At 58.6% G+C, this 26,480-nt stretch carries 28 protein-coding genes; 19 read left to right on the forward strand and 9 right to left on the reverse strand.

Features of this window, described 5'->3' with window-relative positions; translation table 11 throughout:
* The first annotated feature begins 21 nt into the window (after positions 1-21).
* From AC1DVE_RS16130 to AC1DVE_RS16160, 7 genes are all read left to right on the forward strand, one after another.
* The gene (locus tag AC1DVE_RS16130; RefSeq protein WP_223459664.1) at positions 22-591 is read left to right on the forward strand and encodes an electron transport complex protein RnfA; all 570 of its coding nucleotides are present in this window, start codon (positions 22-24) and stop codon (positions 589-591) included.
* Positions 588-1,604, forward strand: coding sequence for an electron transport complex subunit RsxB (gene rsxB / locus AC1DVE_RS16135; RefSeq protein WP_223459666.1), 1,017 nt, complete (start codon positions 588-590; stop codon positions 1,602-1,604). Before AC1DVE_RS16130 ends, rsxB begins: the two co-directional genes overlap by 4 nt.
* Entirely contained in the window at positions 1,591-2,577 is a 987-nt protein-coding gene (locus AC1DVE_RS16140; RefSeq protein WP_223459668.1) for an RnfABCDGE type electron transport complex subunit D, read from the forward strand. The genes rsxB and AC1DVE_RS16140 overlap by 14 nt, the downstream gene beginning before the upstream one ends.
* Positions 2,574-3,185: an RnfABCDGE type electron transport complex subunit G gene (locus AC1DVE_RS16145; RefSeq protein ID WP_477784041.1), complete on the forward strand. Its 612-nt coding sequence runs from the start codon at positions 2,574-2,576 to the stop codon at positions 3,183-3,185. Before AC1DVE_RS16140 ends, AC1DVE_RS16145 begins: the two co-directional genes overlap by 4 nt.
* A complete protein-coding gene (locus tag AC1DVE_RS16150; protein ID WP_223459672.1) occupies positions 3,178-3,762 on the forward strand; it encodes an Rnf-Nqr domain containing protein in 585 nt (194 codons plus the stop codon). Before AC1DVE_RS16145 ends, AC1DVE_RS16150 begins: the two co-directional genes overlap by 8 nt.
* A gap of 25 nt (positions 3,763-3,787) precedes the next feature.
* Complete coding sequence (gene nth, locus AC1DVE_RS16155) at positions 3,788-4,426, forward strand: endonuclease III (protein ID WP_477784042.1); 639 nt, start codon at positions 3,788-3,790, stop codon at positions 4,424-4,426.
* A 106-nt stretch (positions 4,427-4,532) separates the two neighbouring features.
* Positions 4,533-4,712, forward strand: coding sequence for a PA3496 family putative envelope integrity protein (locus AC1DVE_RS16160; RefSeq protein ID WP_007972325.1), 180 nt, complete (start codon positions 4,533-4,535; stop codon positions 4,710-4,712).
* Positions 4,713-4,793: 81 nt separating this feature from the next.
* Here the strand turns inward: AC1DVE_RS16160 and AC1DVE_RS16165 are convergent, their stop codons facing one another.
* On the reverse strand, positions 4,794-5,420 hold the full coding sequence (locus AC1DVE_RS16165) for a response regulator transcription factor (RefSeq protein WP_008053528.1): 627 nt from the start codon (positions 5,418-5,420) through the stop codon (positions 4,794-4,796).
* Between the two features lie 546 nt (positions 5,421-5,966).
* Here AC1DVE_RS16165 and AC1DVE_RS16170 point away from each other — a divergent pair.
* Positions 5,967-6,665 carry a hypothetical protein gene (locus AC1DVE_RS16170; RefSeq protein ID WP_223459674.1) on the forward strand — a complete coding sequence of 233 codons (699 nt, stop codon included), beginning with the start codon at positions 5,967-5,969 and terminating at the stop codon, positions 6,663-6,665.
* Positions 6,666-6,815: 150 nt separating this feature from the next.
* On the opposite strand, the gene AC1DVE_RS16175 is transcribed toward AC1DVE_RS16170, so the two are convergent.
* The gene (locus AC1DVE_RS16175; protein WP_046043604.1) at positions 6,816-8,033 is read right to left on the reverse strand and encodes an argininosuccinate synthase; all 1,218 of its coding nucleotides are present in this window, start codon (positions 8,031-8,033) and stop codon (positions 6,816-6,818) included.
* Positions 8,034-8,078: 45 nt separating this feature from the next.
* Positions 8,079-9,068, reverse strand: a complete 990-nt coding sequence (locus AC1DVE_RS16180) for a flagellar protein MotY (RefSeq protein ID WP_477784043.1) — start codon at positions 9,066-9,068, stop codon at positions 8,079-8,081.
* Positions 9,069-9,227: 159 nt separating this feature from the next.
* On the opposite strand from AC1DVE_RS16180, the gene pyrC reads away from it, so the two are divergent.
* Both pyrC and rnt read left to right on the forward strand, forming a co-directional pair.
* Positions 9,228-10,274 carry a dihydroorotase gene (gene pyrC / locus AC1DVE_RS16185; RefSeq protein WP_223459678.1) on the forward strand — a complete coding sequence of 349 codons (1,047 nt, stop codon included), beginning with the start codon at positions 9,228-9,230 and terminating at the stop codon, positions 10,272-10,274.
* Positions 10,271-10,948 carry a ribonuclease T gene (rnt, locus tag AC1DVE_RS16190; RefSeq protein WP_046043606.1) on the forward strand — a complete coding sequence of 226 codons (678 nt, stop codon included), beginning with the start codon at positions 10,271-10,273 and terminating at the stop codon, positions 10,946-10,948. Before pyrC ends, rnt begins: the two co-directional genes overlap by 4 nt.
* Positions 10,949-11,063: 115 nt before the next feature.
* Here rnt and AC1DVE_RS16195 read toward each other — a convergent pair whose 3' ends face one another.
* On the reverse strand, positions 11,064-11,666 hold the full coding sequence (locus tag AC1DVE_RS16195; RefSeq protein ID WP_007985868.1) for a peroxiredoxin: 603 nt from the start codon (positions 11,664-11,666) through the stop codon (positions 11,064-11,066).
* 311 nt (positions 11,667-11,977) lie between these two features.
* Here AC1DVE_RS16195 and AC1DVE_RS16200 point away from each other — a divergent pair, with 311 nt between their 5' ends.
* Together AC1DVE_RS16200 and bfr are read left to right on the forward strand one after the other, a co-directional pair.
* Positions 11,978-12,196: a bacterioferritin-associated ferredoxin gene (locus AC1DVE_RS16200; protein ID WP_008053520.1), complete on the forward strand. Its 219-nt coding sequence runs from the start codon at positions 11,978-11,980 to the stop codon at positions 12,194-12,196.
* Between the two features lie 199 nt (positions 12,197-12,395).
* Positions 12,396-12,872: a bacterioferritin gene (bfr, locus tag AC1DVE_RS16205; RefSeq protein WP_046026484.1), complete on the forward strand. Its 477-nt coding sequence runs from the start codon at positions 12,396-12,398 to the stop codon at positions 12,870-12,872.
* 107 nt (positions 12,873-12,979) lie between these two features.
* Here the strand turns inward: bfr and grxD are convergent, their stop codons facing one another.
* Together grxD and AC1DVE_RS16215 are read right to left on the reverse strand one after the other, a co-directional pair.
* Positions 12,980-13,321, reverse strand: coding sequence for a Grx4 family monothiol glutaredoxin (gene grxD / locus AC1DVE_RS16210; RefSeq protein ID WP_007971318.1), 342 nt, complete (start codon positions 13,319-13,321; stop codon positions 12,980-12,982).
* Positions 13,322-13,418: 97 nt separating this feature from the next.
* Positions 13,419-15,527 carry a molybdopterin oxidoreductase family protein gene (locus AC1DVE_RS16215; RefSeq protein WP_477784044.1) on the reverse strand — a complete coding sequence of 703 codons (2,109 nt, stop codon included), beginning with the start codon at positions 15,525-15,527 and terminating at the stop codon, positions 13,419-13,421.
* 265 nt (positions 15,528-15,792) lie between these two features.
* Here AC1DVE_RS16215 and AC1DVE_RS16220 point away from each other — a divergent pair, with 265 nt between their 5' ends.
* From AC1DVE_RS16220 to AC1DVE_RS16230, 3 genes are all read left to right on the forward strand, one after another.
* On the forward strand, positions 15,793-15,927 hold the full coding sequence (locus tag AC1DVE_RS16220; protein ID WP_477784045.1) for a hypothetical protein: 135 nt from the start codon (positions 15,793-15,795) through the stop codon (positions 15,925-15,927).
* Between the two features lie 174 nt (positions 15,928-16,101).
* Positions 16,102-17,022, forward strand: coding sequence for an ornithine carbamoyltransferase (gene argF, locus AC1DVE_RS16225; protein WP_223532204.1), 921 nt, complete (start codon positions 16,102-16,104; stop codon positions 17,020-17,022).
* Positions 17,019-18,128, forward strand: coding sequence for an ABC transporter ATP-binding protein (locus AC1DVE_RS16230; protein ID WP_223459684.1), 1,110 nt, complete (start codon positions 17,019-17,021; stop codon positions 18,126-18,128). The genes argF and AC1DVE_RS16230 overlap by 4 nt, the downstream gene beginning before the upstream one ends.
* 114 nt (positions 18,129-18,242) lie before the next feature.
* On the opposite strand, the gene AC1DVE_RS16235 is transcribed toward AC1DVE_RS16230, so the two are convergent.
* Together AC1DVE_RS16235 and ybaK are read right to left on the reverse strand one after the other, a co-directional pair.
* On the reverse strand, positions 18,243-19,025 hold the full coding sequence (locus tag AC1DVE_RS16235) for a PhzF family phenazine biosynthesis protein (RefSeq protein WP_223459686.1): 783 nt from the start codon (positions 19,023-19,025) through the stop codon (positions 18,243-18,245).
* Positions 19,026-19,131: 106 nt separating this feature from the next.
* Positions 19,132-19,602 carry a Cys-tRNA(Pro) deacylase gene (gene ybaK, locus AC1DVE_RS16240; protein WP_007971306.1) on the reverse strand — a complete coding sequence of 157 codons (471 nt, stop codon included), beginning with the start codon at positions 19,600-19,602 and terminating at the stop codon, positions 19,132-19,134.
* A gap of 346 nt (positions 19,603-19,948) precedes the next feature.
* Between ybaK and AC1DVE_RS16245 the strand changes: the two genes are divergently transcribed.
* The 4 genes from AC1DVE_RS16245 to glpD all read left to right on the forward strand — a co-directional run bounded on the left by AC1DVE_RS16245 (position 19,949) and on the right by glpD (position 25,103).
* Positions 19,949-20,800: an MIP/aquaporin family protein gene (locus tag AC1DVE_RS16245; RefSeq protein WP_223459811.1), complete on the forward strand. Its 852-nt coding sequence runs from the start codon at positions 19,949-19,951 to the stop codon at positions 20,798-20,800.
* 74 nt (positions 20,801-20,874) lie between these two features.
* Positions 20,875-22,380: a glycerol kinase GlpK gene (glpK, locus tag AC1DVE_RS16250; RefSeq protein ID WP_046042005.1), complete on the forward strand. Its 1,506-nt coding sequence runs from the start codon at positions 20,875-20,877 to the stop codon at positions 22,378-22,380.
* 95 nt (positions 22,381-22,475) lie between these two features.
* Positions 22,476-23,231, forward strand: coding sequence for a DeoR/GlpR family transcriptional regulator (locus AC1DVE_RS16255; protein WP_046042004.1), 756 nt, complete (start codon positions 22,476-22,478; stop codon positions 23,229-23,231).
* Positions 23,232-23,564: 333 nt separating this feature from the next.
* A complete protein-coding gene (glpD, locus tag AC1DVE_RS16260) occupies positions 23,565-25,103 on the forward strand; it encodes a glycerol-3-phosphate dehydrogenase (protein ID WP_223459690.1) in 1,539 nt (512 codons plus the stop codon).
* A gap of 67 nt (positions 25,104-25,170) precedes the next feature.
* Here the strand turns inward: glpD and AC1DVE_RS16265 are convergent, their stop codons facing one another.
* Positions 25,171-26,277 carry an NADH:flavin oxidoreductase/NADH oxidase gene (locus AC1DVE_RS16265; RefSeq protein ID WP_477784046.1) on the reverse strand — a complete coding sequence of 369 codons (1,107 nt, stop codon included), beginning with the start codon at positions 26,275-26,277 and terminating at the stop codon, positions 25,171-25,173.
* Positions 26,278-26,480: the final 203 nt, after the last annotated feature.

Raw genomic sequence — 26,480 nt, forward strand, 5'->3', positions numbered from 1 at the left:
CTGTTCTTGCCGGCACGAACAATGACCGAGATCTTGCTTACGCTTATCAGCACCGCCCTGATCAACAACCTCGTGTTGCACTGGCCGTTGGCCGTCGATCCGCTGTTGGCCGGTCAGCGCCGTCAGGTCCATGCCTTGGGCATTGCGACGACCTGCCTGATGCTGGGCGTGGGCATGCTTGGCTACGCGCTCTATCAATGGCTGCTGGTGCCACTGCAATTGACAGCGCTGCGTCTGTTTGTGTTTCTGCCATTGAGCGTGCTGCTGATCAGCCCGTTGCTGAAGTTGTTGGCTCGAGTGTTTTCGACACTGCCGTTCGAGGGCCTCTGGCCGTTGCTGCTGGGCAATGCCGGCGTGCTCGGCGTGGCCTTGCTCAATGCACAGGAAGACAAGGGATTTTTTCACGCCACAGCCTTGAGCCTCGGTGCAGGGCTGGGCTTCTGGCTGGTGCTGAGCCTGTTCACTGATTTACGTGAACGCACGGCCGACAACGATGTTCCCCTGCCCTTTCGCGGCTTGCCGATCGACCTGATCGGCGCCGGCCTGATCGCAGTGGCCTTTCTCGGATTCAGCGGACTGATCAAAACATGAGTCTGATTCAACTCATCGACGCACTCTTGCCGCAAACCCAATGCGGCAAGTGCGGCCACCCCGGGTGCAAGCCGTACGCCGAAGGCATCGCCAATGGCGAGCCGATCAACAAGTGTCCGCCAGGCGGCAACGAAACCATTAATGCCCTGGCCGAACTGCTGAAGGTGCCGGTGCTGGAGCTTGATGTCAGCCGTGGCTCGGCACCTGCGCAGATCGCCTATATCCGCGAGGCCGAGTGCATTGGTTGCACCAAGTGCATTCAGGCCTGCCCGGTCGATGCCATCGTCGGCGCGGCCAAACTGATGCATACGGTGATCATCGATGAGTGCACCGGTTGCGACCTCTGCGTGGCACCGTGCCCGGTGGACTGCATCGAAATGCGCCCCCTGCCGCCGAACACGGTACTGCCCGTTGTCGGGGGGCTGGCCCTCACACCACAGGCGCGGCAGGCCCGCACCCTCAAGCGCGATCACGCACGGCGCCGCTTCGAACAGCGCAATGCCCGCTTGCAGCGTGAGGAGCAACAGAAAATCGTCGAGCGACAGGCAAGGCAGCGTGCCGCGCAACCTGCCGAGACGACAGCCGACCCGGTGCAGGCGGCCCTCGAGCGCGTCCGCGCACAGAAAACCGCCAATGCCGATGCCGCGCTGAAAAAGGCCAAGATCGATGTGGCGATGAGTCGGGCGCAGTTGCACAAATCGCTGAAGGCCTTTGGGCATCCGCCGACCTTCGAGCAGCAATCGCAGTTGATTGTCCTGCAACAACAGTTCGAAGCCGCCGAACAAAGCCTGGCGCAACTGGAAAGCGCCACCCCACCCGCTCCAGCGCAGAAAGTCGCAATTGCTGCGCCGTCAAATGATGCCGATCTGAAACGGGCCAAGATCCAGGTGGCCATGCGCCGCGCCGAACTCAAGAAGGCTCAGGCCAACGAAGCACCGGCGGAGCAAATCGAAGCCCTGGAGCGCGCACTCGGTGAAGCCGAACGCCTGGTGGACGCCCATGCCAGCCCCTGACGCAGTTGATGATCGCCTGCAACAGGCGATGAAACTGGTGCTGTTGGCCACGCTGCCGGGAATGCTGGCGGCGTTCTGGCTGTATGGCTGGGGCGTGTTGATCAATCTGGTTCTGGCGGCCGCTGCCGCGTTGGCCGTCGAGGCCGCCGTCGTGCATTTGCGCAAGCGACCGCCGGGGCCAACCTTGAGTGACTGCAGCGCGTTGGTCAGTGCCACGTTGCTCGCTCTGGCGCTCCCGCCTTACTGCCCATGGTGGCTGACCCTCAGTGCTGCCACTTTTGCGATGGTGTTTGGCAAGCACTTGTATGGCGGTGTCGGCTCGAATCCCTTCAACCCGGCGATGCTCGGCTTTGCTCTGGTGCTGGTGACCTTTCCCCAATCAATGACCCATTGGCCATCCTCCCATGGCATGGATCTACTGAGCGGCTTGCAGCAAGTGTTCGGTGTCGGCTATGCGCCGGATGCATGGGTACAGGCCACGGCACTGGACAGTCTGCGGATCAACAAAAGCCTGACCATGGATGAACTGTTTGCCGGCAACCCGGCATTCGGCCACTTTGGCGGCCGAGGGGTGGAATGGCTGAATCTGGCCTTTGTGGCGGGTGGAATGTTTCTCCTGCAACGAAGGGTGATCAGCTGGCATGCACCGGTCGGCATGCTGGCCAGTCTGTTCATCATCAGCCTGCTGTGCTGGAACGGTTCGGGCTCCGACTCCCATGGCTCACCGCTGTTTCATCTGCTGACCGGCGCGACCATGCTGGGGGCGTTCTTCATCATCACCGAACCGGTGTCCGGCGCCAGAAGCCCTGGCGCGCGCCTGCTATTCGGCGCTGGCGTGGGGCTTCTGACTTATCTGATTCGTACCTGGGGTGGCTATCCGGACGGCATCGCCTTCGCCGTGCTGTTGATGAACCTGTGCGTACCAGCGCTGGAGCGGTTCGTGGCGGCCAGGCAACAGCCGGAGGCGCCATGAGCCGGACATCAAGCATCGCGCTTGTGGTGCTTTTGGCCGCACTGGGCCTTGGCGTGACGTACTTCGTGCAACTCGGCAGCGCGCCGCGCATTGCAGCCGAACAGCGCCTGATCGACAGCCGTAATCTGCTGGACCTGATCGCGCCGGACAGCTACGACAATCAACCACTCGAACACCCCATAAAGATTGAAGCAACCGCACTGGCCAACAGCACCTTGCTGGGTGGTTATCTGGCGACCCGGGCCGATCAACCCATCGCGGTGTTGCTGCGCAGTCAAACCCTTGGCTACGCCGGTACCATCGACCTGTTGATCGCTGTCGACGCCAATGGCAGGTTGCTGGGCGTCAAAACCCTCAAACAGTCGGAAACACCTGGACTGGGGGCTCGGATCGCCGACTGGCCCAATACCTGGCTCCAGGTTTTTTCCGGCAAGTCTCGAACAGAACCCGTTGACGGCGGCTGGGCGCTGAAAAAGGATCAGGGGCAGTTCGATCAGATCGCAGGCGCAACCATCACCTCAAGAGCGGTCATCAATGCCGTCCACGATGCCTTGCGCTACTTCGATGAACACCGGCAACAACTGCTCGGAATCCCTGCCCATGGATAACTCATCGACTCTGCGCAACGCCTTGATGCTGACGCCGCTGATCGGCGCCACCCACTCGCTGATGGCTGCACTTGGCCTGTGCCTGATGTTCATGGTGGTGACCCAGTTGTTCGGTCTGGCCATGGGCGCCCTGCGAACCCGACTGGTCCCGGCGACCCGTTTGCTGGCCAGCATCCTGTTGGCGGCCACGCTCACCAGTTGCGCGGAACTCATGGCACAAGCCTGGTCGCTGCAATGGCAGCAGCATCTGGGGTTTTATGGCGCCCTGATCGCCTTGCAATGCGTCGTACTGGAACACACCGGGTTCTTTCAGAACGGTTGGCGCCAACGCCTGCGACTCAATGGCCTGTTTGCCACGCTGATGATTGCGCTGGGCCTGCTGCGCGAACTCATCGGCAACGGAACACTTGGAAACCATCTATCGTGGCCGATCGGCGCAACGCCAACTGACTGGCAAGGCTGGGTGTTGGTGGCTGATGGCGGTCTGCGCCTGGCCACATTGGTCCCTGGCGGGTTCATACTGCTCGGACTGCTGATCGCCGCCTGGCAGGCTTGGCGCCCCACACCTACACATTGATTGCCTTCGAGGAAACGCACCGCCCATGAATGCCGCAAAACGTCTGGAAATTTTCCGCAGACTGCACGAGGACAACCCGGAACCAAAGACCGAGTTGGCCTATTCCTCAGCGTTCGAATTGCTGATTGCCGTGATTCTCTCGGCGCAGTCGACCGATGTCGGCGTCAACAAGGCCACAGCCAGGCTGTTCCCGGTCGCCAATACCCCGGCAGCGATCCATGCCCTGGGTGTCGAAGGGCTGTCGGAGTACATCAAGACCATCGGCCTGTACAACAGCAAAGCGAGAAACGTGATCGAAACCTGCCGCTTGCTGGTCGAGCGTCACGCCGGTGAAGTGCCACAAACCCGCGAAGAGCTGGAAGCACTGCCCGGCGTCGGCCGCAAGACCGCCAATGTGGTACTCAATACGGCATTCCGCCAGCTGACTATGGCCGTCGACACGCATATTTTCAGGGTCAGCAACCGGACGGGCATTGCTCCCGGCAAGAATGTGGTGGAAGTCGAAAAAAAACTGATGAAATTCGTGCCCAAGGAATACCTGCTCGACTCCCATCACTGGCTGATCCTTCACGGCCGCTATGTTTGCCTGGCCCGCAAGCCCCGATGCGGGAGCTGCCGGATCGAGGACTTGTGCGAATACAAGCACAAAACCTCCGACGATTGAGGCGCTATTAGGTTTATTGAATTATCGATTGAAAAAATCTTTTTTACCCGCCGGGAGATTGTCGATATAAGGAGCGCCAAAGGCCTTCTTAGCCTGGAGTAACTAAATGAGTACTGGCAAAGAGCAATTGGACGTAGAAGACGACTTCACCACCGCCGAAACCGATGACGCTGAGCCGGTGGTTGAAGTAGCGAAAACTAATCTGAGCAAACGCCGCACCATCGACAACCTGCTGGAGGAGCGCCGACTGCAAAAGCAATTGGCCGATTACGATTTTGACTTATGACACCTGAAAGCCTCCCGAAACGGAGGCTTTTTTTCTAAGTGCCATACTCCGGTAGACGCCCCTTGTCGCACAGTTACGTCATCACACCAGACCATTGCGTTGTGCCAGCTCGATCAGATCGACCAGAGACCGCGCATTCAGTTTGAGCAACAGGCGGGTCTTGTAAGTACTGACTGTCTTATTGCTGAGAAACATTCCATCGGCAATCTCTTTATTGGTCTTTCCTCGGGCCAACTGTTGCAAGACCATCATTTCCCGTCCTGACAAGCGATCAACCATATCAGCCTCACTGGCATTTCCCAAACTGCAACGCACGGTATGCAAGGCTTGGTTAGGAAAGTAACTGTAGCCTGACAACACCGCCTTTATTGCACTGAGCAACTCCGTCAGGTCTTGTTGTTTGCAGACATAACCGGCTGCACCGGATTGCATGCAACGCATGGAAAAATGCCCCGGCGCCTGGGAAGTCAAAATCAGCACTTTCATAGGCATTGAGGTCGAAGACAAACGCGCGATGACTTCCAACCCGTCCAGCTTCGGAATCCCGATATCCAGAATGACAATATCCGGCATAAGTTCACGGGCTAGTTGCAGTGCGTCCACACCATTATCGGTTTCTGCAATAACTTCGTAGCCATGACGCTCCATTAGCATACGTACCGCAAGACGAATGACGGGGTGATCATCCACGATCAGCACTTTATTCATGGGCAAGTCCAATTTTCGCTGTTCGAATTTTTAGAGCCCGCACAATAGCCTAGTCGTTTCACCCATGGCATGTCGCCCCTCCCAGCCACCCACACCAAGAGACATCCCCTACAAACAACACGGATTCCTCCTACAAAAATCCCTCGAACGGAATGAATTGAAAACTGTATCAGCGTCAGTGTGTCGCACTTTCCAGCCGTCACCTCTATCGATTTACGACCAAAATTTTCCGAGAGTCAGCCTGAGCGGTAGCGCCCTGACAAACATAAGCCTCTACCCCTCTGTTAAAACGCAACTGATATTTACGCACTAAACACTCACACCAGACATATCACACACCAAGCATCCAATTACTCTTACAGCAAATAATATTTTTTGAGCAATCATTAAAACACCACTAACATTCCAAAAAACGAAGAGCAATACAACAAACGAATAAAAACGCTTATCAAAACCAACAAGCAATAAAAAACACTACAATAATTACCACATCAAACCAACCTCATAAATCATTCGAGAAAAGACAACCCGGCATGAGTACAGAACATGATAAAAAAACGAATCACCAACCCAATGACAATTATCGCGATATTCGCAGCACTCTCTGAAACTTCGGCAGCTGTTTCTCTACCTTTCCTCGACCAAGAGGAAAGAGAACTCTACGTCTGGTTTCTGATCAGCTTTCCGTTTTATTTACTTTTGCTTTTTTTCGCGACACTCAACTTCAACTACAAATCCCTTTATGCGCCCTCCGACTTTGAAAAGGGAAAACACTTCATGAAGGTCATGGATGATGCTGGGCGGCCGGAAAAAAAAGCGGCCGGGAAGTCGTCTGAAAATCCCGCACTGGAAACATCAATGAATGACCCGCAGTCAACTCGGACGCCCTGCGGCGCACAGGACCCGCCAACCGAGATTGGTCTGCAAACCACTGTCTCTGTTCAGCATCAGCTTCAGTTACCGGAGCTTATAAAAGACCTGTACATCGTTGATGCACGCTGGATGAGCAAGGAGGTCGAGTTTGGAGCGCTGCTGGAAAACCTCCAGAGGCCACGGGAAAAGACGGCGTACGTGACTCTGTTTGTCACTTGTGCCGTTTCGGAGACTTTACTGAAAGCCAGTGCGCTTAAATATTCAAAGCAGACCAGGAAGCGCTGTGCCGCCTTTTATGTTGCCTACAATCTGGACTCGCACAGGTTGTCGGTCATTGATCAGGCCGGGCAACCGGCGAACAACAACGTGTAGTACAGGTCAGACCATCGAGAAGGAGAAAAACAGGAAATCATCCGCGGAAACGAAAACACCCGACAACGTAGTAACTGGCGTCACACCCCGTTTTCAGGTACCTGACCTCGTCGAGGACGAGGTCAGGTATCCATCACGATTTCAAAGGTCTCAGAACAGCTTCCGGCCTTTGTTCGCCGCAATGCGCATGCGCAGGGCGTTGAGCTTGATGAAGCCCGCAGCATCCGCCTGGTTGTACGCGCCGCCATCTTCTTCAAAAGTAGCGATGTTGGCATCGAACAGCGAGTCGTCGGACTTACGGCCAGTGACGATCACATTGCCCTTGTACAGCTTCAGGCGCACAACGCCGTTCACGTTGACCTGGGAAGCATCGATCATCTGTTGCAGCATCAGACGCTCTGGGCTCCACCAGTAGCCGGTGTAGATCAGGCTGGCGTACTTGGGCATCAGCTCGTCTTTGAGGTGAGCCACTTCGCGGTCCAGGGTGATCGATTCGATCGCACGGTGGGCACGCAGCATGATGGTGCCGCCAGGGGTTTCGTAGCAGCCACGGGACTTCATGCCCACGTAGCGGTTCTCGACGATGTCGAGACGGCCGATACCGTGTTCGCCACCGATACGGTTCAGGGTCGCCAGCACGGTGGCCGGAGTCATTTCGACGCCGTCCAGCGCGACGATGTCGCCGTTGCGGTAGGTCAGTTCCAGGTACTGCGCCTTGTCTGGAGCGTTTTCCGGGGAAACGGTCCAGCGCCACATGTCTTCTTCGTGCTCGGTCCAGGTGTCTTCCAGCACGCCGCCTTCATAGGAGATGTGCAGCAGGTTGGCATCCATGGAGTACGGGGACTTCTTCTTGCCGTGGCGCTCGATCGGGATCGCGTGCTTATCGGCATAATCCATCAGCTTTTCACGGGACAGCAGGTCCCATTCGCGCCAAGGGGCAATCACTTTCACACCAGGTTTCAAGGCGTACGCGCCCAGTTCGAAACGAACCTGGTCGTTGCCCTTGCCGGTGGCGCCATGGGAAATGGCGTCAGCGCCGGTTTCGTTGGCGATTTCGATCAGGCGCTTGGCGATCAGCGGACGAGCGATGGAAGTACCCAGCAGGTACTCGCCTTCGTAAACGGTGTTGGCACGGAACATCGGGAAAACGAAATCGCGCACGAACTCTTCGCGCAAGTCGTCGATGTAGATCTCTTTCACGCCCATGGCCTGAGCCTTGGCGCGTGCAGGTTCGACCTCTTCGCCCTGACCCAGGTCAGCGGTGAAGGTCACCACTTCACAGTTATAAGTATCCTGCAGCCACTTGAGGATCACCGAAGTGTCCAGGCCGCCGGAATACGCCAGAACGACCTTGTTTACGTCCGCCATGCCATCACTCCACGGGGTTCTACGGAAAGCGGGGAAGTCTACCGCTCATACAGAATAATTTACAGGGGCGCGACAGCTTATGACGACGAAGCGACAGATTCTGTCGAGGGCGCGACGATTACAGCCGGGGCAGGAAGTGGCCGTAGTGGCCGCTTTCGTCGCTTGCGGGGCGACTTGTTCCGCTGGTGCTCCGCGCTCCAGGCGTACCGCTACTCGACGGTTCTTCGCGCGGTTGGTGTTGTTGGTATTAGGCGCCAACGGATAACGTTCGCCATGGAAACGCACGGTGATTTGCGACTCCTGGATGCCGTTGGCCTTGAAGAACTCCAGCACTGCCAGGGCTCGGCGCCGCGACAGATCGCGGTTGGTCAGGCGGTTGCCACTGTTGTCGGAGTGACCGTCGAGTTCGATGTGATTGACCGTCGGATCGGCCTTCATGTACTCCAGCATCACCTGCAGCCTGGCCTTCGCGGCGCTGTCGAGTTCGATTCCGCCGCCGGGGAAGCCGATTTCGGATTGCTTCACCTGTTCGAAATTCTGTGGCAACAGTTTCGCCACACAACCCTGATAGTCCGCAAACGCTTTGGTGAACCTGACCGGCAACAAGCGTACTTCCGACACCCGCCCATCCCCCGAGGAATGTCGAACGACCGGGCTGCGACCGTCCATCAGGCCACTGATCAGACGCCCGGCCTGAACCTGTGAGCTGTTGAACAAAACGTTGCCACTGCCGATTCTCACCGTGCCCAGGTTGATATCGTCACGCCCCGGTTGCCACGGCGCGGCAGCGGCCAGCAGCGTCGCCGAGCCACCGCCAATCATCGGGTTGTAGGCTTTCAGACGAAACGTCGCCTGTTCGCCGGCACGACGCACGAACTCGCCCGAACCGAAGTCGGTAATCGGCTGAGTCAGGCGGCATTCGAACTTGTCACCCTCGACCGTCCACTCAATGCTCTCCAGACGGGTCTGGAAAGTGAGCGCCATCGCGGGAAGGCTGGCAAACACACTGAGCAAGGCTAAAAAACGCTGGCGCACGGGAGGCTCCACTGGCTTCTACAACAAAAAGACCGACACACACATGTTTACGGCATACCCGTTGGATATCGGAAGCTTCCTGCAAAACTTGATAGCGAGTGCCTGCAAGAGTCTTTTCCGGTAGCATTCCCTTGAGTTTGACCCGCCTGGAATCCCCTCATGTCCGACCGCCTGACCCTGCTGCGTCCCGACGACTGGCATATTCATCTTCGCGATGGTGCCGTGTTGACCAATACCGTCGCGGATGTCGCGCGCACCTTTGGCCGCGCCATTATCATGCCCAACCTGGTTCCACCGGTGCGCAACGCGACCGAAGCCGACGGCTATCGCCAGCGGATTCTCGCTGCCCGCCCGGCCGGCAGCCTGTTCGAGCCACTGATGGTCCTGTACCTGACCGACCGCACCCAGCCTGAAGAAATTCGCGAGGCCAAGGCCAGCGGATTCATTCACGCCGCCAAGCTGTACCCGGCCGGCGCGACCACCAACTCGGACTCTGGCGTCACCAGCATCGACAAGATTTTCCCTGCACTCGAGGCCATGGCCGAAGTCGGGATGCCGTTGCTGGTTCACGGTGAAGTCACCCGTGGTGATGTCGACGTGTTCGACCGCGAAAAAATCTTCATCGATGAACACATGCGCCGTGTGGTCGAACGTTTCCCGACCCTCAAAGTGGTCTTCGAACACATCACCACCACGGACGCCGTGCAGTTCGTCAACTCGGCTTCGGCCAACGTCGGCGCGACCATCACGGCTCACCACCTGCTGTACAACCGCAACCACATGCTGGTGGGCGGGATCCGGCCGCACTTCTATTGCCTGCCCATCCTCAAGCGCAATACCCACCAGGAAGCCCTGCTCGACGCCGCCACCAGCGGCAGCGAGAAGTTCTTCCTCGGCACCGACTCGGCGCCCCATGCCCAGCACGCCAAGGAAGCTGCTTGCGGTTGTGCCGGTTGCTACACCGCCTATGCGGCCATCGAGATGTACGCCGAAGCCTTCGAACAGCGCAATGCGCTGGACAAGCTCGAGGCCTTCGCCAGCCTCAACGGCCCTCGGTTCTATGGTCTGCCGGCCAACACCGATCGCATCACCCTGGTCCGCGAAGAGTGGACCGCCCCGACCAGCCTGCCATTTGGCGAGCTGACCGTTATCCCGCTGCGCGCCGGTGAAAAACTGCGCTGGCGCCTGCTGGAGGAACACGCGTGAGTGAAGACCATTTCGACGACGAACTGGAAGGCAATGGCGGCGGAGGCGGTCCTCGTCATCCAATGGCTGCCAGGTTCCGTGGTTACCTGCCGGTTGTCGTCGACGTAGAAACCGGTGGCTTCAACTCGGCCACCGACGCCCTGCTGGAAATCGCTGCGACCACCATCGCCATGGATGAAAAGGGTTTCGTTTATCCGGATCACACCTACTTCTTCCGTGTCGAGCCGTTCGAAGGCGCGAACATCGAAGCGGCTGCCCTGGAATTCACCGGGATCAAGCTCGATCACCCGCTGCGCATGGCCGTGAGTGAAGAGTCTGCCCTGAACGATATCTTCCGCGGCGTGCGCAAGGCCCTCAAGGCCAATGGTTGCAAACGGGCGATCCTGGTCGGGCATAACAGCAGCTTCGACCTGGGCTTCCTGAATGCGGCGGTTGCGCGGCTGGACATGAAGCGCAATCCGTTCCATCCGTTTTCCAGTTTCGATACCGCAACGCTCGCCGGCCTCGCTTACGGTCAAACCGTACTGGCCAAGGCGTGCCAGGCAGCGGACATCGACTTCGACGGTCGCGAGGCTCACTCGGCTCGCTATGACACCGAGAAGACGGCAGAGCTGTTCTGCGGCATCGTCAATCGCTGGAAGCAGATGGGTGGCTGGGAAGATTTCGACGATTGATGTGTTGTAGGAGCGAGCTTGCTCCTACACAGTCCCGGCGTTATCCCGCCCATAAAAAAACCGGCCTCGATGGCCGGTTTTTTTGTACCTGCTTTTTATAGCTGGAGCGTGCGCCTTACAGAGCGGCAGCGTGCTCGGTCAGGTAAGCCGCAACGCCTTCTGGCGAAGCGTTCATGCCTTTGTCGCCTTTCTTCCAGTTGGCAGGGCAGACTTCGCCGTGCGCTTCGTGGAATTGCAGAGCGTCGACCAGACGGATCAGCTCTTCCATGTTACGGCCCAGCGGCAGGTCGTTGATGATCTGCGAGCGGACAACGCCTTTGTCGTCGATCAGGAACGCGCCACGGAAAGCCACGCCGTCAGCGGACTGAACGTCGTAGGCCTTCATGATGTCCTGCTTGATGTCGGCAGCCATGGTGTAGCGAACCTGGCCGATACCGCCATTGTTCACTGGAGTGTTGCGCCATGCGTTGTGGGTGAAGTGCGAGTCGATCGAAACAGCGATCACTTCAACGTTGCGTGCCTTGAACTCAGACATGCGGTTGTCCAGAGCGATCAGCTCGGACGGGCAAACGAAGGTGAAGTCCAGTGGGTAGAAGAACACCAGGCCGTATTTGCCTTTGATCGCCGAAGACAGGGTGAAGCTGTCAACGATCTCGCCATTGCCGAGTACGGCCGGTACGGTGAAGTCAGGGGCTTGCTTGCCTACGAGTACGCTCATTGGATATCTCCTGGTGTAATAGCGTGAGAAACAGGGTTCGCATCAGCCTGCCACCCTGAGGCGACAGCCCTGTGACACGATCCCCGGTCGCAAAAGACCGGCCATCATACACCGCGTGTTTGAGCTGGCTTAGCTGTTTTTTCCCTGTACGATGAAATCCCCGACGGTTTTGTATCACTGATTTGCCAGGCCGACCGTTCGTCAGCCATACCCGCTTATGGCGAAAAGTGTTCTGAAACCACTTTGACAATCATTCTCGTTAACATTAAGATCCATCGCAATTGAGTCACAATCAGCGACGGACCTTCCTTATGTATGTTTGCCTCTGCACTGGCGTCACCGACGGTCAAATCCGCGATGCGATCTATGAAGGATGCTGCAGCTACAAGGAAGTCCGTGTGGCTACCGGCGTTGCCAGTCAATGCGGCAAATGTGCCTGCCTTGCCAAGGAAGTGGTCCGCGAGACCCTGACCAAACTGCAAACGGCCCAGGCTGCAATTCCTTTTCCAGCAGAATTTACCGCGGCTTAAATATCGAATTTCAAAGAACCGGACATATGTCCGGTTTTTTTTGTGCCTCAAAATCAACTAGTTATGCTCTAGACGCGGAACACAAACATTCTTATTCCGATTAATTTTCATTTAAGTTTCAATAACTTAGGTTTGACACTCTTAAATACCCGGCTCAAACTCTGCTCTATTGACAGCTAATACAGGGCAGGACCCCATCATGAAAGGCGACGTTACAGTCATCCAGCATCTCAACAAGATCCTCGCCAATGAACTGGTCGCGATCAATCAATATTTCCTGCATGCGCGCATGTATGAAGATTGGGGCCTGAACAAGCTCGGCAAGCACGAGTACCACGAATCCATCGACGAGATGAAGCACGCGGACAAGCTGATCAAGCGCATCCTGTTCCTCGAAGGCCTGCCGAACGTCCAGGACCTGGGCAAGCTGCATATCGGCGAACACACCAAGGAAATGCTTGAGTGCGACCTGCGTATCGAACGCATCGGTCACGCGGATCTCAAAGTAGCCATCGCTCATTGCGAAACAGTCGGCGACTTCGGTAGCCGTGAACTTCTTGAAGATATCCTCGAGTCCGAAGAAGAACATATCGACTGGCTGGAAACCCAGTTGGGCCTGATTGATAAAGTGGGTCTTGAGAACTACCTGCAATCGCAGATGGGCGAAGACGAGTAAGTTCTACGTCATTAATCTCGATGCAATAAAAAGCCCCGCCCTCTTTCGAGTGGCGGGGCTTTTTGTTACCCGGGATTCAGGTTTACCGAAACCCGGGCAGAAGCGAATCAGGCTTCGGTCTTTGGAGCAGCGGCCTTGGCGGCAGCGTCCTTGATCAGGCTCTGCAGCGAACCGTCAGCAGCCATTTCAGTCATGATGTCGCTACCACCGACCAGCTCACCGGCAACCCACAGCTGTGGGAAGGTTGGCCAGTTGGCGTATTTTGGCAGGTTGGCGCGGATTTCCGGGTTCTGCAGGATGTCCACGTACGCAAACTTTTCGCCACACGCCATCACGGCCTGCGCGGCTTTCGCGGAGAAGCCACACTGCGGGGCATTCGGCGAGCCTTTCATGTAAAGCAGAATGGTGTTGTTGGCAATCTGCTCTTTAATCGTTTCGATGATATCCATGGAGCACCTCGGCTGAACTTTCCGACTCATGGGTCGGCACGGTGGCGCATTGTAACGGAAAGCCGAGCGCCCTGCTCGGTCTCTCCGTCAGACTGATTCAAGCCGCCGCCACGGTCACCGGCACACCATTGAGTGCAGCATTTCCCGACAGCTCGTCAAGCTGGCAGTCGTCGGTCAGGTCGTTGGCGCTGGAGCCCGGCTGGCTGCTGGCAATCGTCATTTGCACGCCCGGCCGCGCGTGACCCCAGCCGTGGGGCAGGCTGACCACGCCTTTCATCATGTCCAGACTGCCAAGCACTTCGACCTCAATCACCCCCACCCGTGAACTGACCCGCACACGTTGCCCATCGCTGAGCCCGCGACTGGCCAGATCGTCCGGATGCATCAGCAACTGGTGACGTGGCTTGCCCTTCACCAACCGATGATAGTTATGCATCCATGAGTTGTTGCTGCGTACATGCCGACGGCCAATCATCAACAACTCGTCGGCAGCCGGCGCCCGCAAGGCTGCGAAGCGCGCCAGGTCAGCGAGAATCGCGGCCGGCGCGGCCTGGATGCGTTGATTGGCAGTCTTCAGGCGTGGTGCCAGGTTAGGCTTGAGCGCTCCCAGATCGACACCATGGGGATGATCGAACAAAGTCGCCAACGACAGCTTGTGCTCTGACGTGTCGCCGTACATCCCCATGCGCAGGCCGCGATCGATCATTTGCGCAGGGGCGATGGTGGGCTTCAACTCTTTGCCGGTCCTGGCGGCAAATGCCTTGGCCAGCCCGACGAAGATCTCCCAGTCGTGCAATGCACCTTCGGGCTTGGCGAGGATGGCGCGGTTGAAACGGCTGACGTTGCGCACCGCAAACAGGTTGAACGTGGTGTCGTAATGGTCGTTTTCCAGCGCCGATGTGGACGGCAGGATCAGGTCGGCGTAACGCGTGGTTTCATTGATGTACAGGTCGATACTGACCATGAACTCCAGCCCGTCCAGCGCCTGCTCGAGCTTTCGGCCATTGGGCGTGGACAGCACCGGATTGCCTGCCACTGTAATCAACGCCCGGACTTGCCCTTCCCCTTCGGTGAGCATCTCTTCGGCCAGCGCCGAGACAGGTAATTCTCCGGCGTATTCCGGGCGCCCGGAGACCCGGCTCTGCCACAGATTGAAATGCCCACCCGAGGTCGACGCCACCAGATCCACCGCCGGCTCGGTGCACAAGGCCCCCCCCACGCGATCGAGATTACCGGTAACCAGATTGATCAACTGCACCACCCAGTGGCACAGCGTACCGAAGGCCTGGGTCGAAACGCCCATGCGGCCATAGCAGACTGCACTCGGTGCCGCGGCGAAGTCCCGCGCCAACTGGCGGATCTGTTCGGCCGGTACGGCGCACAACGGACTCATGGCCTCGGCGGTGAACGACGCGACGGCCTCCCGCACGTCCTCCAGGCCGTCCACCGGCAGATGGCTGTCGCGGGTCAGACCTTCAGCGAACAAGGTATTGAGCATGCCGAACAACAGCGCGGCATCACCACCCGGGCGCACGAACAGATGCTGGTTGGCAATCGCCGCCGTTTCACTACGGCGCGGATCGACCACCACCACTTTGCCGCCCCGGGCCTGTATCGCCTTCAAGCGTTTTTCCACATCCGGCACGGTCATGATGCTGCCGTTCGAAGCCAGCGGGTTGCCGCCCAGGATCAGCATGAAATCAGTGTGATCGATGTCCGGGATTGGCAGCAACAGACCGTGGCCATACATCAAATGACTGGTCAGGTGATGGGGCAATTGATCGACCGACGTCGCGGAAAACCGATTGCGGGTTTTCAGCAGGCCGAGGAAGTAATTGCTGTGGGTCATCAGCCCGTAATTGTGCACGCTCGGGTTGCCTTGATAGACCGCCACGGCGTTTTGCCCGTGACGCTCCTGAATGGCGGCGAGGCGTTCGGCGACCAGATTGAATGCCGCTTCCCACTCGATGGGCTGCCACTCATTGCCCACCCGCTGCATCGGCTGATGCAGGCGATCCGGATCGTTCTGAATGTCTTGCAACGCCACGGCCTTGGGACAGATGTGCCCACGGCTGAACGTATCCTGGGGGTCGCCCTTGATCGAAGTGATCTGGACGTTACCGCCTTCGCCCCTGGTGGTTTCGATGGTCAAGCCACAGATGGCTTCGCACAAATGGCACGCACGGTGATGGAGAGTCTTGGTCATGGCCAGTTTCTGTCTTGTTATGGGCGGGCAGCGTTGGCCGCGGAAACAAAACTATGGCGCCAGACCCGACACTGCGCCAGCGACGTTCGTCTTGTGAATCGAGGGTTATCAGGCCAGCCGATAGCCATCAGAGTTCAGTTCGAAGGCAGCCTGGGCAGCGCCTGCAACTGGATTTCCTGAAGGGTTTCAATCGGCCCGTGGGGGCCCTGCACGCCGGTCAGTTCGCCGATCAGGCGCCAGCGTTCGTCGAGCCCGGCGCTGATGAATGACAGGTCAGAAACCGACTGTCAGCGCACCATTGCCGCCCAGCCTGATTGCCAAGCCCCGAGAGGCCGGTGTACAAATGAACCGCTGCTATCAGGAAAAAGGTTTCAAAAGCGCTACCTCGGTGAACCCGTAGCACCTCTGAAACTCCCTAAAAACTGTAGCCCTATTGGTAAGACGCGACATTTAATTATAAGATCGCGCCTCCCCCTATTTCGTCGCCCCGTGCGGCTTACGCCGCAGGTCTCGCCCGTTGTTCCGTTAAACAAGGCTTTGAGCATCTGCGGTTTGTAGCAAAAGGTAGTCAATGATGAGCGCAAGGCACTTTCTCTCCCTGATGGATTGCACGCCCGAAGAGCTGGTCAGCGTGATCCGTCGAGGCGTTGAGCTCAAGGACCTGCGTAACCGCGGCGTACTGTTCGAGCCTCTGAAAAACCGCGTCCTGGGGATGATTTTCGAGAAATCCTCGACCCGTACCCGGATCTCCTTCGAGGCCGGCATGATCCAGCTCGGCGGCCAGGCGATCTTCCTGTCGCCACGTGACACCCAACTGGGCCGTGGCGAGCCGATCGGCGACTGCGCCATCGTCATGTCGAGCATGCTCGACGCGGTGATGATCCGTACCTTTGCCCACAGCAACCTGACCGAATTCGCCGCCAACTCCCGCGTGCCGGTGATCAACGGCCTGTCCGATGACCTGCACCCGTGCCAGTTGCTGGCGGACATGCAGACCTTCCTCGAACACCGCGGCTCCATCCAGGGCAAGACCGTGGCCTGGATCGGCGACGGCAACAACATGTGCAACAGCTATATAGAAGCGGCGATCCAGTTCGACTTCCAGTTGCGCGTTGCCTGCCCTGAAGGCTACGAACCCAACCCGGTGTTCCTGGCCAAGGCCGGCGATCGGGTCACCATCGTTCGCGACCCGAAGGAAGCCGTGCGTGGTGCACACCTGGTGAGCACCGACGTCTGGACCTCCATGGGCCAGGAAGAGGAAACCGCCAAGCGTCTGCAACTGTTCGCACCGTATCAAGTCAACCGCGCCCTGCTCGACCTGGCCGCTGAAGACGTGCTGTTCATGCACTGCCTGCCGGCGCACCGTGGCGAGGAAATCAGCGTCGACCTGCTCGACGACAAACGCTCGGTGGCCTGGGATCAAGCCGAAAACCGTCTGCACGCGCAAAAAGCCCTGCTCGAGTTCCTCGTCGAACCGGCGTATCACCACGCATGAGCCAGCCATTACTGCTTAACCTGCGCAACCTCGCCTGCGGCTATCAAGACCAGCGCGTGGTGCAGAACCTCAACCTGCACCTGAACGCAGGCGACATCGGTTGCCTGCTGGGCTCGTCGGGCTGCGGCAAGACCACCACCCTGCGGGCGATTGCCGGTTTCGAACCGGTACACGAAGGCGAAATCCAGCTGGCTGGCGAGACCATCTCCAGCGCCGGTTTCACCCTCGCTCCGGAGAAGCGTCGTATCGGCATGGTGTTCCAGGACTACGCGCTGTTTCCGCATTTGAGCGTGGCCGACAACATCGCCTTCGGCATTCGCAAGCATCCGCAAAAGGATCGCGTGACCGAAGAGTTGCTGGAACTGGTCAACCTGAAGAACCTCGGCAAGCGTTTCCCCCACGAGCTTTCCGGTGGTCAGCAGCAACGTGTCGCCCTGGCCCGCGCCCTGGCGCCGGAACCGCAACTGCTGTTGCTCGACGAACCGTTTTCCAACCTTGATGGCGAATTGCGCCGCAAGCTCAGCCATGAAGTACGCGACATCCTCAAAGCCCGTGGCACCAGCGCGATTCTGGTGACTCACGACCAGGAAGAAGCCTTCGCGGTCAGCGACCACGTTGGCGTGTTCAAGGAAGGTCGCCTGGAGCAGTGGGATACGCCCTACAACCTGTATCACGAACCGCTGACCCCCTTCGTGGCGAGTTTCATCGGCCAGGGCTATTTCATTCGCGGTCAGTTGAGCAGCCCCGAATCGGTGCAAACCGAGCTGGGTGAGTTGCGCGGCAATCGGGCCTACACCTGGCCGGTAGGCGGCGCTGTGGACGTGCTGCTGCGCCCGGACGATATCGTCTATGCACCGGACAGCGCACTGAAGGCACGAATCGCCGGCAAGACGTTCCTGGGCGCATCGACCCTGTATCGCTTGCAACTGCCGACAGGCGCACAGCTGGAATCGATTTTCCCGAGCCATGTCGATCGTCAGGTTGGGACGGAGGTGGGTATTCGTGTCGCAGCTGAACACCTGGTGCTGTTCCAGGCGTCCGGCAGCACGGCGGCGCAGATTCCGGTGGCCGAATCCGGTGTCCGGCGTTACAGCCCCGCTAACTAAACAACACAATCCCTGTGGGAGCGAGCTTGCTCGCGATAGCGATGGATCAGTCAACACCTCTGTTGAATGTGATACCGCTATCGCGAGCAGGCTCGCTCCTACAGTGGTTTTGGATCAGCCCAACATCAGCGTTCCACTCGCCACGAGCGTCGCATTCCCGCCGATCTTCACTCGATCGCCTTCCAGTCGACAGAACAATTCCCCACCCCGCGCCGAACGCTGAAAAGCCGTCAGGCTCGACTTGCCCAAACGCTTTGACCAGTACGGAATCAGAAGGCAATGGGTCGATCCGGTCACAGGGTCTTCATTGATGCCGATTGCCGGGGCGAAGTAGCGGGAAACGAAATCGTGCTGCTCGCCCCGCGCCGTCACGATGGCGCCCAACCATGGCAGTTTCGCCAGGGCCACCATGTCCGGCTTGCAGTCGAGCACGGCTTGCTCCGACTCCAGCACCACGAACAGCTCATTCGAAGCCAGTACCTCGACAGCCTTCACGCCCAGTGCACGCTCGATGTCCGGGATCACGTTCACCGGCGACGCAGTGATCGCCGGGAAGTCCAGCCACAGGCCTCCGCCCTCCCGCGTCACGCTCAACGGGCCGGACTTGCAGGTGAAGTCCAGTCTCTCGACAGGCTCTTTATAGATCTCGAACAGCACATAGGCGCTAGCCAGCGTCGCGTGACCGCACAATGGCACCTCGGTGGTCGGCGTAAACCAGCGTATGTGCCAGCCCTGCCCTTCACGCACGACAAACGCCGTTTCGGCGAGGTTGTGCTCGGCGGCAATCTTTTGCATCAACTCATCGGCGAGCCATGTATCGAGCCGATAGACCATCGCCGGATTACCGCTAAATGGCTGATTACTGAACGCGTCGACCTGATGAAACTCAAGCTGCATAACCTTCTCCCTTTGTCAGACCGCTGAGCATGTAGCGCCGGCCGAGCCAGCGCCAGTGACAGAGCAGGCTGATTTTCACCATACAGCGCTACGCTCACTTGGACGCTCACGCACGGCCGATATCGGCAAACTTCGCCTGGGTGTGTTCGGCCAGCACGGCCGGTGCCAGTTCGACTTCCAATCCACGTCGGCCCGCACTGACAAAAATGCTGGCGAAGGGCTGGGCCGAATTATCAATGAAGGTACGCAACCGCTTTTTCTGCCCCAGCGGACTGATCCCGCCCAACAGATAGCCAGTAGAGCGCTGCGCTGCCGCCGGGTCGGCCATTTCGACCTTTTTCACGCCCGCGGCGTGGGCCAGCCCTTTCAAGTCCAGGCTGCCGACAACCGGCACCACGGCCACCAGCAACTCGCCCTTTTCGCTGGCCGCCAGCAAAGTCTTGAACACCTGCGCTGGATCGAGCCCGAGTTTTTCCGCCGCTTCCAATCCGTAGGAGGCGGCCTTGGGATCATGTTCGTAACTGTGTACGCGATGTTCGGCCCGAACCTTTTTCAACAAATCCAATGCGGGGGTCATGACAGCTCCAGACTGGGCGGCAGAAGAAAAATACTGCGCCCGATTCTAGGACATTGATCGTTAAAAGGCTCTACGGCGGCGCATCCATAACGCCATTGCCTGGCCATCCCATTGCGCAATGACTCATTCATTCATGCAACGAATAGTTTTTTTGTGACCGATGGTTCACTTTCGACCTTTGACAGCAGCGTTTCTTGTCTATATTTTTTCGTTTATGAAACTGTACGAAACGTCCTACCGCTGCACCCAGCAGTAAACCGCGACCAGGATGGGGATCCTGCCTCGGCGAAAACCGCGCTCCGACCATGATGGAAAAAGCGCCAGACAACAAAAAAATGAGGTTTCAATGACAACTGCTTTACAACAACCGTCGCTCTCGAGCCAATGCATGGCCGAGTTTCTGGGTACAGCGCTGCTGATCTTTTTTGGTACAGGTTGTGTTGCCGCGCTCAAGGTCGCGGGTGCCAGTTTTGGCTTGTGGGAAATCAGCGTTATCTGGGGCGTCGGCGTCAGCATGGCGATCTACCTTACCGCCGGGGTTTCCGGGGCTCATCTGAACCCTGCCGTCAGTATTGCCCTGAGCATTTTCGCGGACTTCGAAAAGCGTAAATTGCCTTTCTACGTACTCGCCCAAGTGGCGGGGGCCTTCTGTGGAGCGCTGTTGGTCTACACGCTCTACAGCAATCTATTCTTCGAATTCGAACAAACGCACCACATGGTTCGCGGCACTCAAGCCAGCCTTGAGTTGGCCTCCGTGTTCTCCACCTTCCCGAATCCTGTGCTGACCACCGCCCAGGCATTTCTGGTCGAGGTGATCATTACAGCCATCCTGATGGGCGTGATCATGTCCCTGACCGATGACAACAATGGCCTGCCCAAAGGCCCGCTGGCACCGCTGCTGATCGGCCTGCTGATTGCTGTGATCGGCAGTTCGATGGGGCCGCTGACCGGTTTTGCCATGAACCCTGCGCGGGACTTCGGCCCTAAACTGATGACTTTCTTCGCTGGCTGGGGTGAAATTTCCTTCACCGGCGGACGCGATATTCCGTATTTCCTGATTCCTGTTTTTGCACCGATTGTCGGTGCCTGCCTCGGTGCTGCAGCCTATCGTGGGTTGATTGCCCGCCATCTGCCCAGCGCCGTACCTGCTACAAAGGATGTAACAGCTGCCATTGACGGCAAACCCAGAACTTCTTGATACCGTTGGCGCGTGCCCCTGCCCTTTGATCGCGCGCCAGACCTCACCCCCTTATTTCGTCCAAGGCAATCGACATGACCGACACACAGAATAAGAACTACATCATTGCCCTCGATCAGGGTACGACCAGCTCCCGCGCGATCATTTTCGACCGCGACGCAAACGTGGTCTGCACCGCCCAACGGGAGTTTGCCCAGCATTACCCGCAAGCCGGCTGGGTTGAACATGACCCAATGGAAATTTTTGCCACCCAAAGCGCCGTGATGGTCGAGGCCCTGGCACAAGCCGGCCTGCACCACGACCAAGTGGCGGCCATCGGTATCACCAACCAGCGCGAAACCACCGTTGTCTGGGACAAGAACACCGGCCGCCCGATCTACAACGCGATCGTCTGGCAGTGCCGACGCAGCACCGAGATCTGCCAGCAACTCAAGCGCGATGGCCACGAGCAATACATCAGCGACACCACCGGCCTGGTCACCGACCCGTACTTCTCGGGCACCAAGCTCAAGTGGATCCTCGACAACGTCGAAGGCAGCCGCGAGCGCGCGCGCAACGGCGAACTGTTGTTCGGCACCGTCGACAGCTGGCTGATCTGGAAATTTACCGGCGGCAAGGTGCATGTCACCGACTACACCAACGCTTCGCGCACCATGCTCTTCAACATCCACACCCTGGAGTGGGACGCGAAGATGCTGGAGGTGCTGGATATTCCGCGCGAAATGCTTCCGGAAGTTAAATCGTCCTCGGAAATTTATGGCCGTACCAAAAGCGGCATCGCCATCGGCGGCATTGCCGGTGACCAGCAAGCCGCCCTGTTCGGCCAGATGTGCGTCGAGCCAGGCCAGGCGAAAAACACCTACGGCACTGGCTGCTTCCTGTTGATGAACACCGGCGACAAAGCCGTGAAATCCCAACACGGCATGCTCACCACCATCGCTTGCGGCCCACGTGGCGAAGTGGCCTACGCCCTGGAAGGCGCGGTGTTCAACGGTGGTTCTACCGTGCAGTGGCTGCGTGACGAACTGAAGATCATCAACGACGCCCACGACACCGAATACTTCGCCAACAAGGTCAAGGACAGCAACGGCGTGTACCTGGTGCCGGCCTTCACCGGTCTTGGCGCTCCCTACTGGGACCCGTACGCCCGTGGCGCATTGTTCGGCCTGACCCGCGGCGTACGCGTGGATCACATTATCCGTGCCGCACTGGAATCGATTGCCTACCAGACCCGCGACGTGCTCGACGCCATGCAACAGGACTCCGGCGAACGCCTCAAGGCCCTGCGTGTGGATGGCGGCGCGGTGGCCAACAACTTCCTCATGCAGTTCCAGGCCGACATCCTCGGCACGCAGGTCGAGCGCCCGCAAATGCGCGAAACCACGGCACTGGGTGCGGCTTACCTGGCAGGCCTGGCCTGTGGTTTCTGGGGCAGCCTGGAAGAGTTGCGCGGCAAGGCAGTGATCGAGCGCAAGTTCGAGCCGACGCTGGATGAAACGGCGAAGGAAAAACTCTACGCAGGGTGGAAAAAAGCGGTCAGCCGCACCCGTAATTGGGCGGCTGAAGACGAAGCTGAATAAGCGAACTCCAGTCCCCATATCTGTATGTAACTGGTCGGGAGCAGATTCCTGCGGCATCATGGGCAAATTTTGCACGGCAGCCCAAAGGACGCCCCATGAATCTGCCTCCCCGTCAGCAGCAAATCCTCGAACTGGTCCGCGAACGCGGCTATGTCAGCATCGAGGAAATGGCCACGCTGTTCGTAGTTACCCCGCAGACCATTCGCCGCGACATCAATCAGCTCGCGGAAGCCAATTTGTTGCGTCGCTACCACGGCGGCGCGGCTTACGACTCCAGCGTTGAAAACACCGCCTACGCCATGCGTGCCGATCAGATGCGCGATGAGAAACAGCGTATCGGCGAAGCCATTGCTGCGCAGATTCCCGACCATGCCTCGTTGTTCATCAACATCGGCACGACCACCGAATCCATTGCCCGGGCACTGCTCAATCACAACCATCTGAAGATCATCACCAACAACCTGCACGTTGCCTCCATGCTCAGCGCCAAGGACGATTTCGATGTCCTGCTGACCGGCGGTAATGTGCGGCGCGATGGTGGCGTGGTGGGTCAGGCCAGTGTCGACTTCATCAACCAGTTCAAGGTCGATTTCGCGCTGGTCGGCATCAGCGGCATCGATGAAGACGGCAGCCTGCTGGACTTCGACTATCAGGAAGTGCGGGTATCCCAGGCGATCATTGCCAATGCCCGGCAAGTGATCCTCGCGGCCGACTCCAGCAAGTTCGGGCGCAACGCCATGATTCGCCTGGGGCCGATCAGCCTGGTCGATTGCCTGGTCACCGATCAGCAGCCTTCCCCGGCGCTGGCGCAGCTGTTGAACCAGCACAAGGTTCGGCTGGAAGTCGTTTAACCTCTCGAAAGCGACGCTCCCCTGTGGCGAGGGAGCTTGCTCCCGTTCGACGGCGAAGCCGTCGCAAACCCGACTGGCTCAATACAACTGACTGAACCTGGTTGACGGGTTTCAGGGCTGCTTCGCAGCCCAGCGGGAGCAAGCTCCCTCGCCACAAAAAGCACTCCCGACATACATTCAAATGTTCGTAAATTTTCCTTTAACGCCCCTTCGATGAGTATTTTCAATCGAAGCTGACTGGCTGTGCGCGTCTTTATGGGCTAGTATTTTCGCAAATGAACATTAATGTTCGAATTCAAATACAGAACATCAAAGAATTCCGAGGCCGCGCCGATGCCCACTTCCACCTTGCCTACGCCCCCTCTCGCCGAGATTTACGATATCGCCGTCATCGGTGGCGGGATCAATGGCGTGGGGATCGCAGCGGATGCCGCCGGTCGCGGTCTCTCGGTGTTCCTTTGTGAAAAGGATGACTTGGCCAGCCATACCTCGTCGGCCAGCAGCAAGCTGATTCACGGTGGCCTGCGCTACCTCGAGCATTACGAATTCCGCCTGGTGCGTGAAGCCCTGGCCGAACGCGAAGTGCTGTTGACCAAGGCTCCACACATCGTCAAGCAAATGCGTTTCGTGTTGCCACACCGCCCGCACCTGCGCCCGGCGTGGATGATCCGCGCCGGTCTGTTCCTCTATGACAACCTGGGCAAGCGTGAACAACTGCAAGGTTCGAAAAGCCTGAAGTTCGGCCCCGACAGCGCGCTCAAAAGCGAGATCACCAAGGGTTTCGAATACTCCGATTGCTGGGTCGACGATGCGCGCCTGGTGGTGTTGAACGCCATGGCCGCCCGGGAAAACGGCGCCCACGTTCACACCCAGACCCGCTGCGTCAGCGCGCGTCGCACCAAGGGCCTGTGGCACCTGCACCTGGAACGCGCCGACGGCAGCCTGTTTTCGATCCGCGCCAAGGCATTGGTCAATGCGGCCGGGCCATGGGTCGCCAAGTTCATTCGCGATGACTTGAAGATGGAATCGCCATACGGCATCCGCCTGATCCAGGGCAGCCACCTGATCGTGCCGAAACTGTACGAAGGCGAACACGCGCACATCCTGCAAAATGAAGATCAGCGCATCGTGTTCACCATTCCGTACCTGAATCACTTCACCCTGATCGGCACCACCGACCGCGAGTACACCGGCGATCCGGCAGCCGTTGCGATCACCGACGGCGAAACCGATTACCTGTTGAACGTGGTCAACGCCCATTTCAAAAAGCAAATCAGCCGCGACGACATCCTGCACAGCTATTCCGGTGTGCGCCCGCTGTGCAACGACGAATCCGATAACCCGTCGGCCGTGACCCGCGATTACACCCTGGCGCTGTCTGGCACTGGCGAAGAGGCTCCGTTGCTGTCGGTGTTCGGCGGCAAGCTCACCACCTATCGCAAACTGGCCGAGTCGGCGCTGGCGCAACTGGCACCGTACTTCAAGCACATCAAGCCAAGCTGGACCGCCAGCGCCACGCTGCCGGGCGGTGAAGACATGACCACCCCGCAAGCCTTGAGCTCGCGTATCCGCGACAAATTCGACTGGGTACCGAGCGAGATCGCTCGCCGCTGGGCCACCACCTACGGCAGCCGTACCTGGCGCATGCTCGAAGGCGTACAGGACCTCAGCGATCTGGGCGAGCACATCGGTGGCGGTCTCTACACCCGCGAAGTCGACTATCTGTGCAGTGAAGAATGGGCAACCAGCGCCCACGACATCCTCTGGCGTCGCAGCAAGCTCGGTTTGTTCACGACGATAGCCGAGCAGGAAAAGCTCAAGGGCTACCTGAACCAGGTCGAGCAGAACCGCAGCAAGATCGAAGCCGCCTGATCGGTCAGCCGCATAAACAAAAGCCCCTGAATCTCACGATTCAGGGGCTTTTGTTTATCGATGGATTTCAGTCGCGCAAATCCGATTCATGAATCGGCTGCTCACGGTGAGTCGCCCGCTGATATTGCGCCGGCCATACGGCCTTGTGCCCACCCAGATCGTCATCTGCATGCAGCGCCCAATACGGATCGCGCAACAACTCACGGGCAAGGAAGATGATGTCCGCCTGACAGGTGCGCAGGATGTGCTCGGCCTGGGCCGGCTCGGTGATCATGCCAACGGTGCCGGTGGCCATGCCCGACTCCTTGCGCACACGTTCGGCGAAGCGGGTCTGGTAACCGGGCCCTGTGGGAATCTCCGCATTCACCGCCGTCCCGCCTGACGAGACGTCGATCAGGTCCACCCCCAGGTCTTTCAGGCGGCGCGCCAACTCCACGGTTTCATCGGGGTTCCAGCCGTCTTCCACCCAGTCGGTGGCCGAGACCCGGACAAACACCGGCAACTCTTCAGGCCACACCGCACGCACCGCTTCGGTGACCTGCAGCACCAGCCGAATGCGATTTTCGAACGAACCGCCATATTGATCGCGACGCTGATTGCTCAACGGCGACAGGAACTGATGCAGCAGGTAACCATGGGCCGCGTGCATTTCGACCACCTTGAAACCGGCCGTCAGTGAGCGCTTTGCCGCATCGACAAAGGCCTGGATCACCTTGGCGATCTCGCCGTCATCGAGTTGCCTGGGTTGGGTGTGCTGTGGATCGAATGCAATCGGTGAAGGTCCGACCGGCACCCAGCCGCCCTCATCGGGTTTGACGCTGCCATGCTTGCCGAGCCACGGCCGGTAAGTGCTGGCCTTGCGCCCGGCATGGGCCAGCTGAATGCCGGCAACGGCGCCCTGGGCGGTGATAAAGCGGGTGATGCGTTGCAGGGGTTCGATCTGTTCGTCATTCCACAGACCGAGGTCCTCGGCCGTGATACGCCCGTCGGCGGTGACCGCCGTGGCTTCGGTAAACACCAACCCGGCCCCGCCGACAGCGCGGCTGCCGAGGTGGACCAGGTGCCAGTCATTGGCCAGGCCATCGGCGCTGGAGTACTGGCACATCGGCGATACCGCGATGCGGTTGGGCAGGGTCAATTGGCGAAGGGTAAAGGGTTCAAGCAGCAGACTCATGGGGCACCTCTCGAATCAGTGGGCAGGCTCCAGGTTCTGTTTGAATAGTCGACGAGTGACAGGAAAAAGGTACAACACCCGCCCCCGCGGGCAAAAAATTCGACAAGACGTCACAAGGCCAAAATCAAGCAGTGCTTAGAGCCTAGTCGACAACCGGGGATGAGGGAGGGTTCAGAGAGATTCGGTGTCAGGCAAATCGCCTT

It is taken from the genome of Pseudomonas sp. P4_B4, from assembly GCF_056402255.1.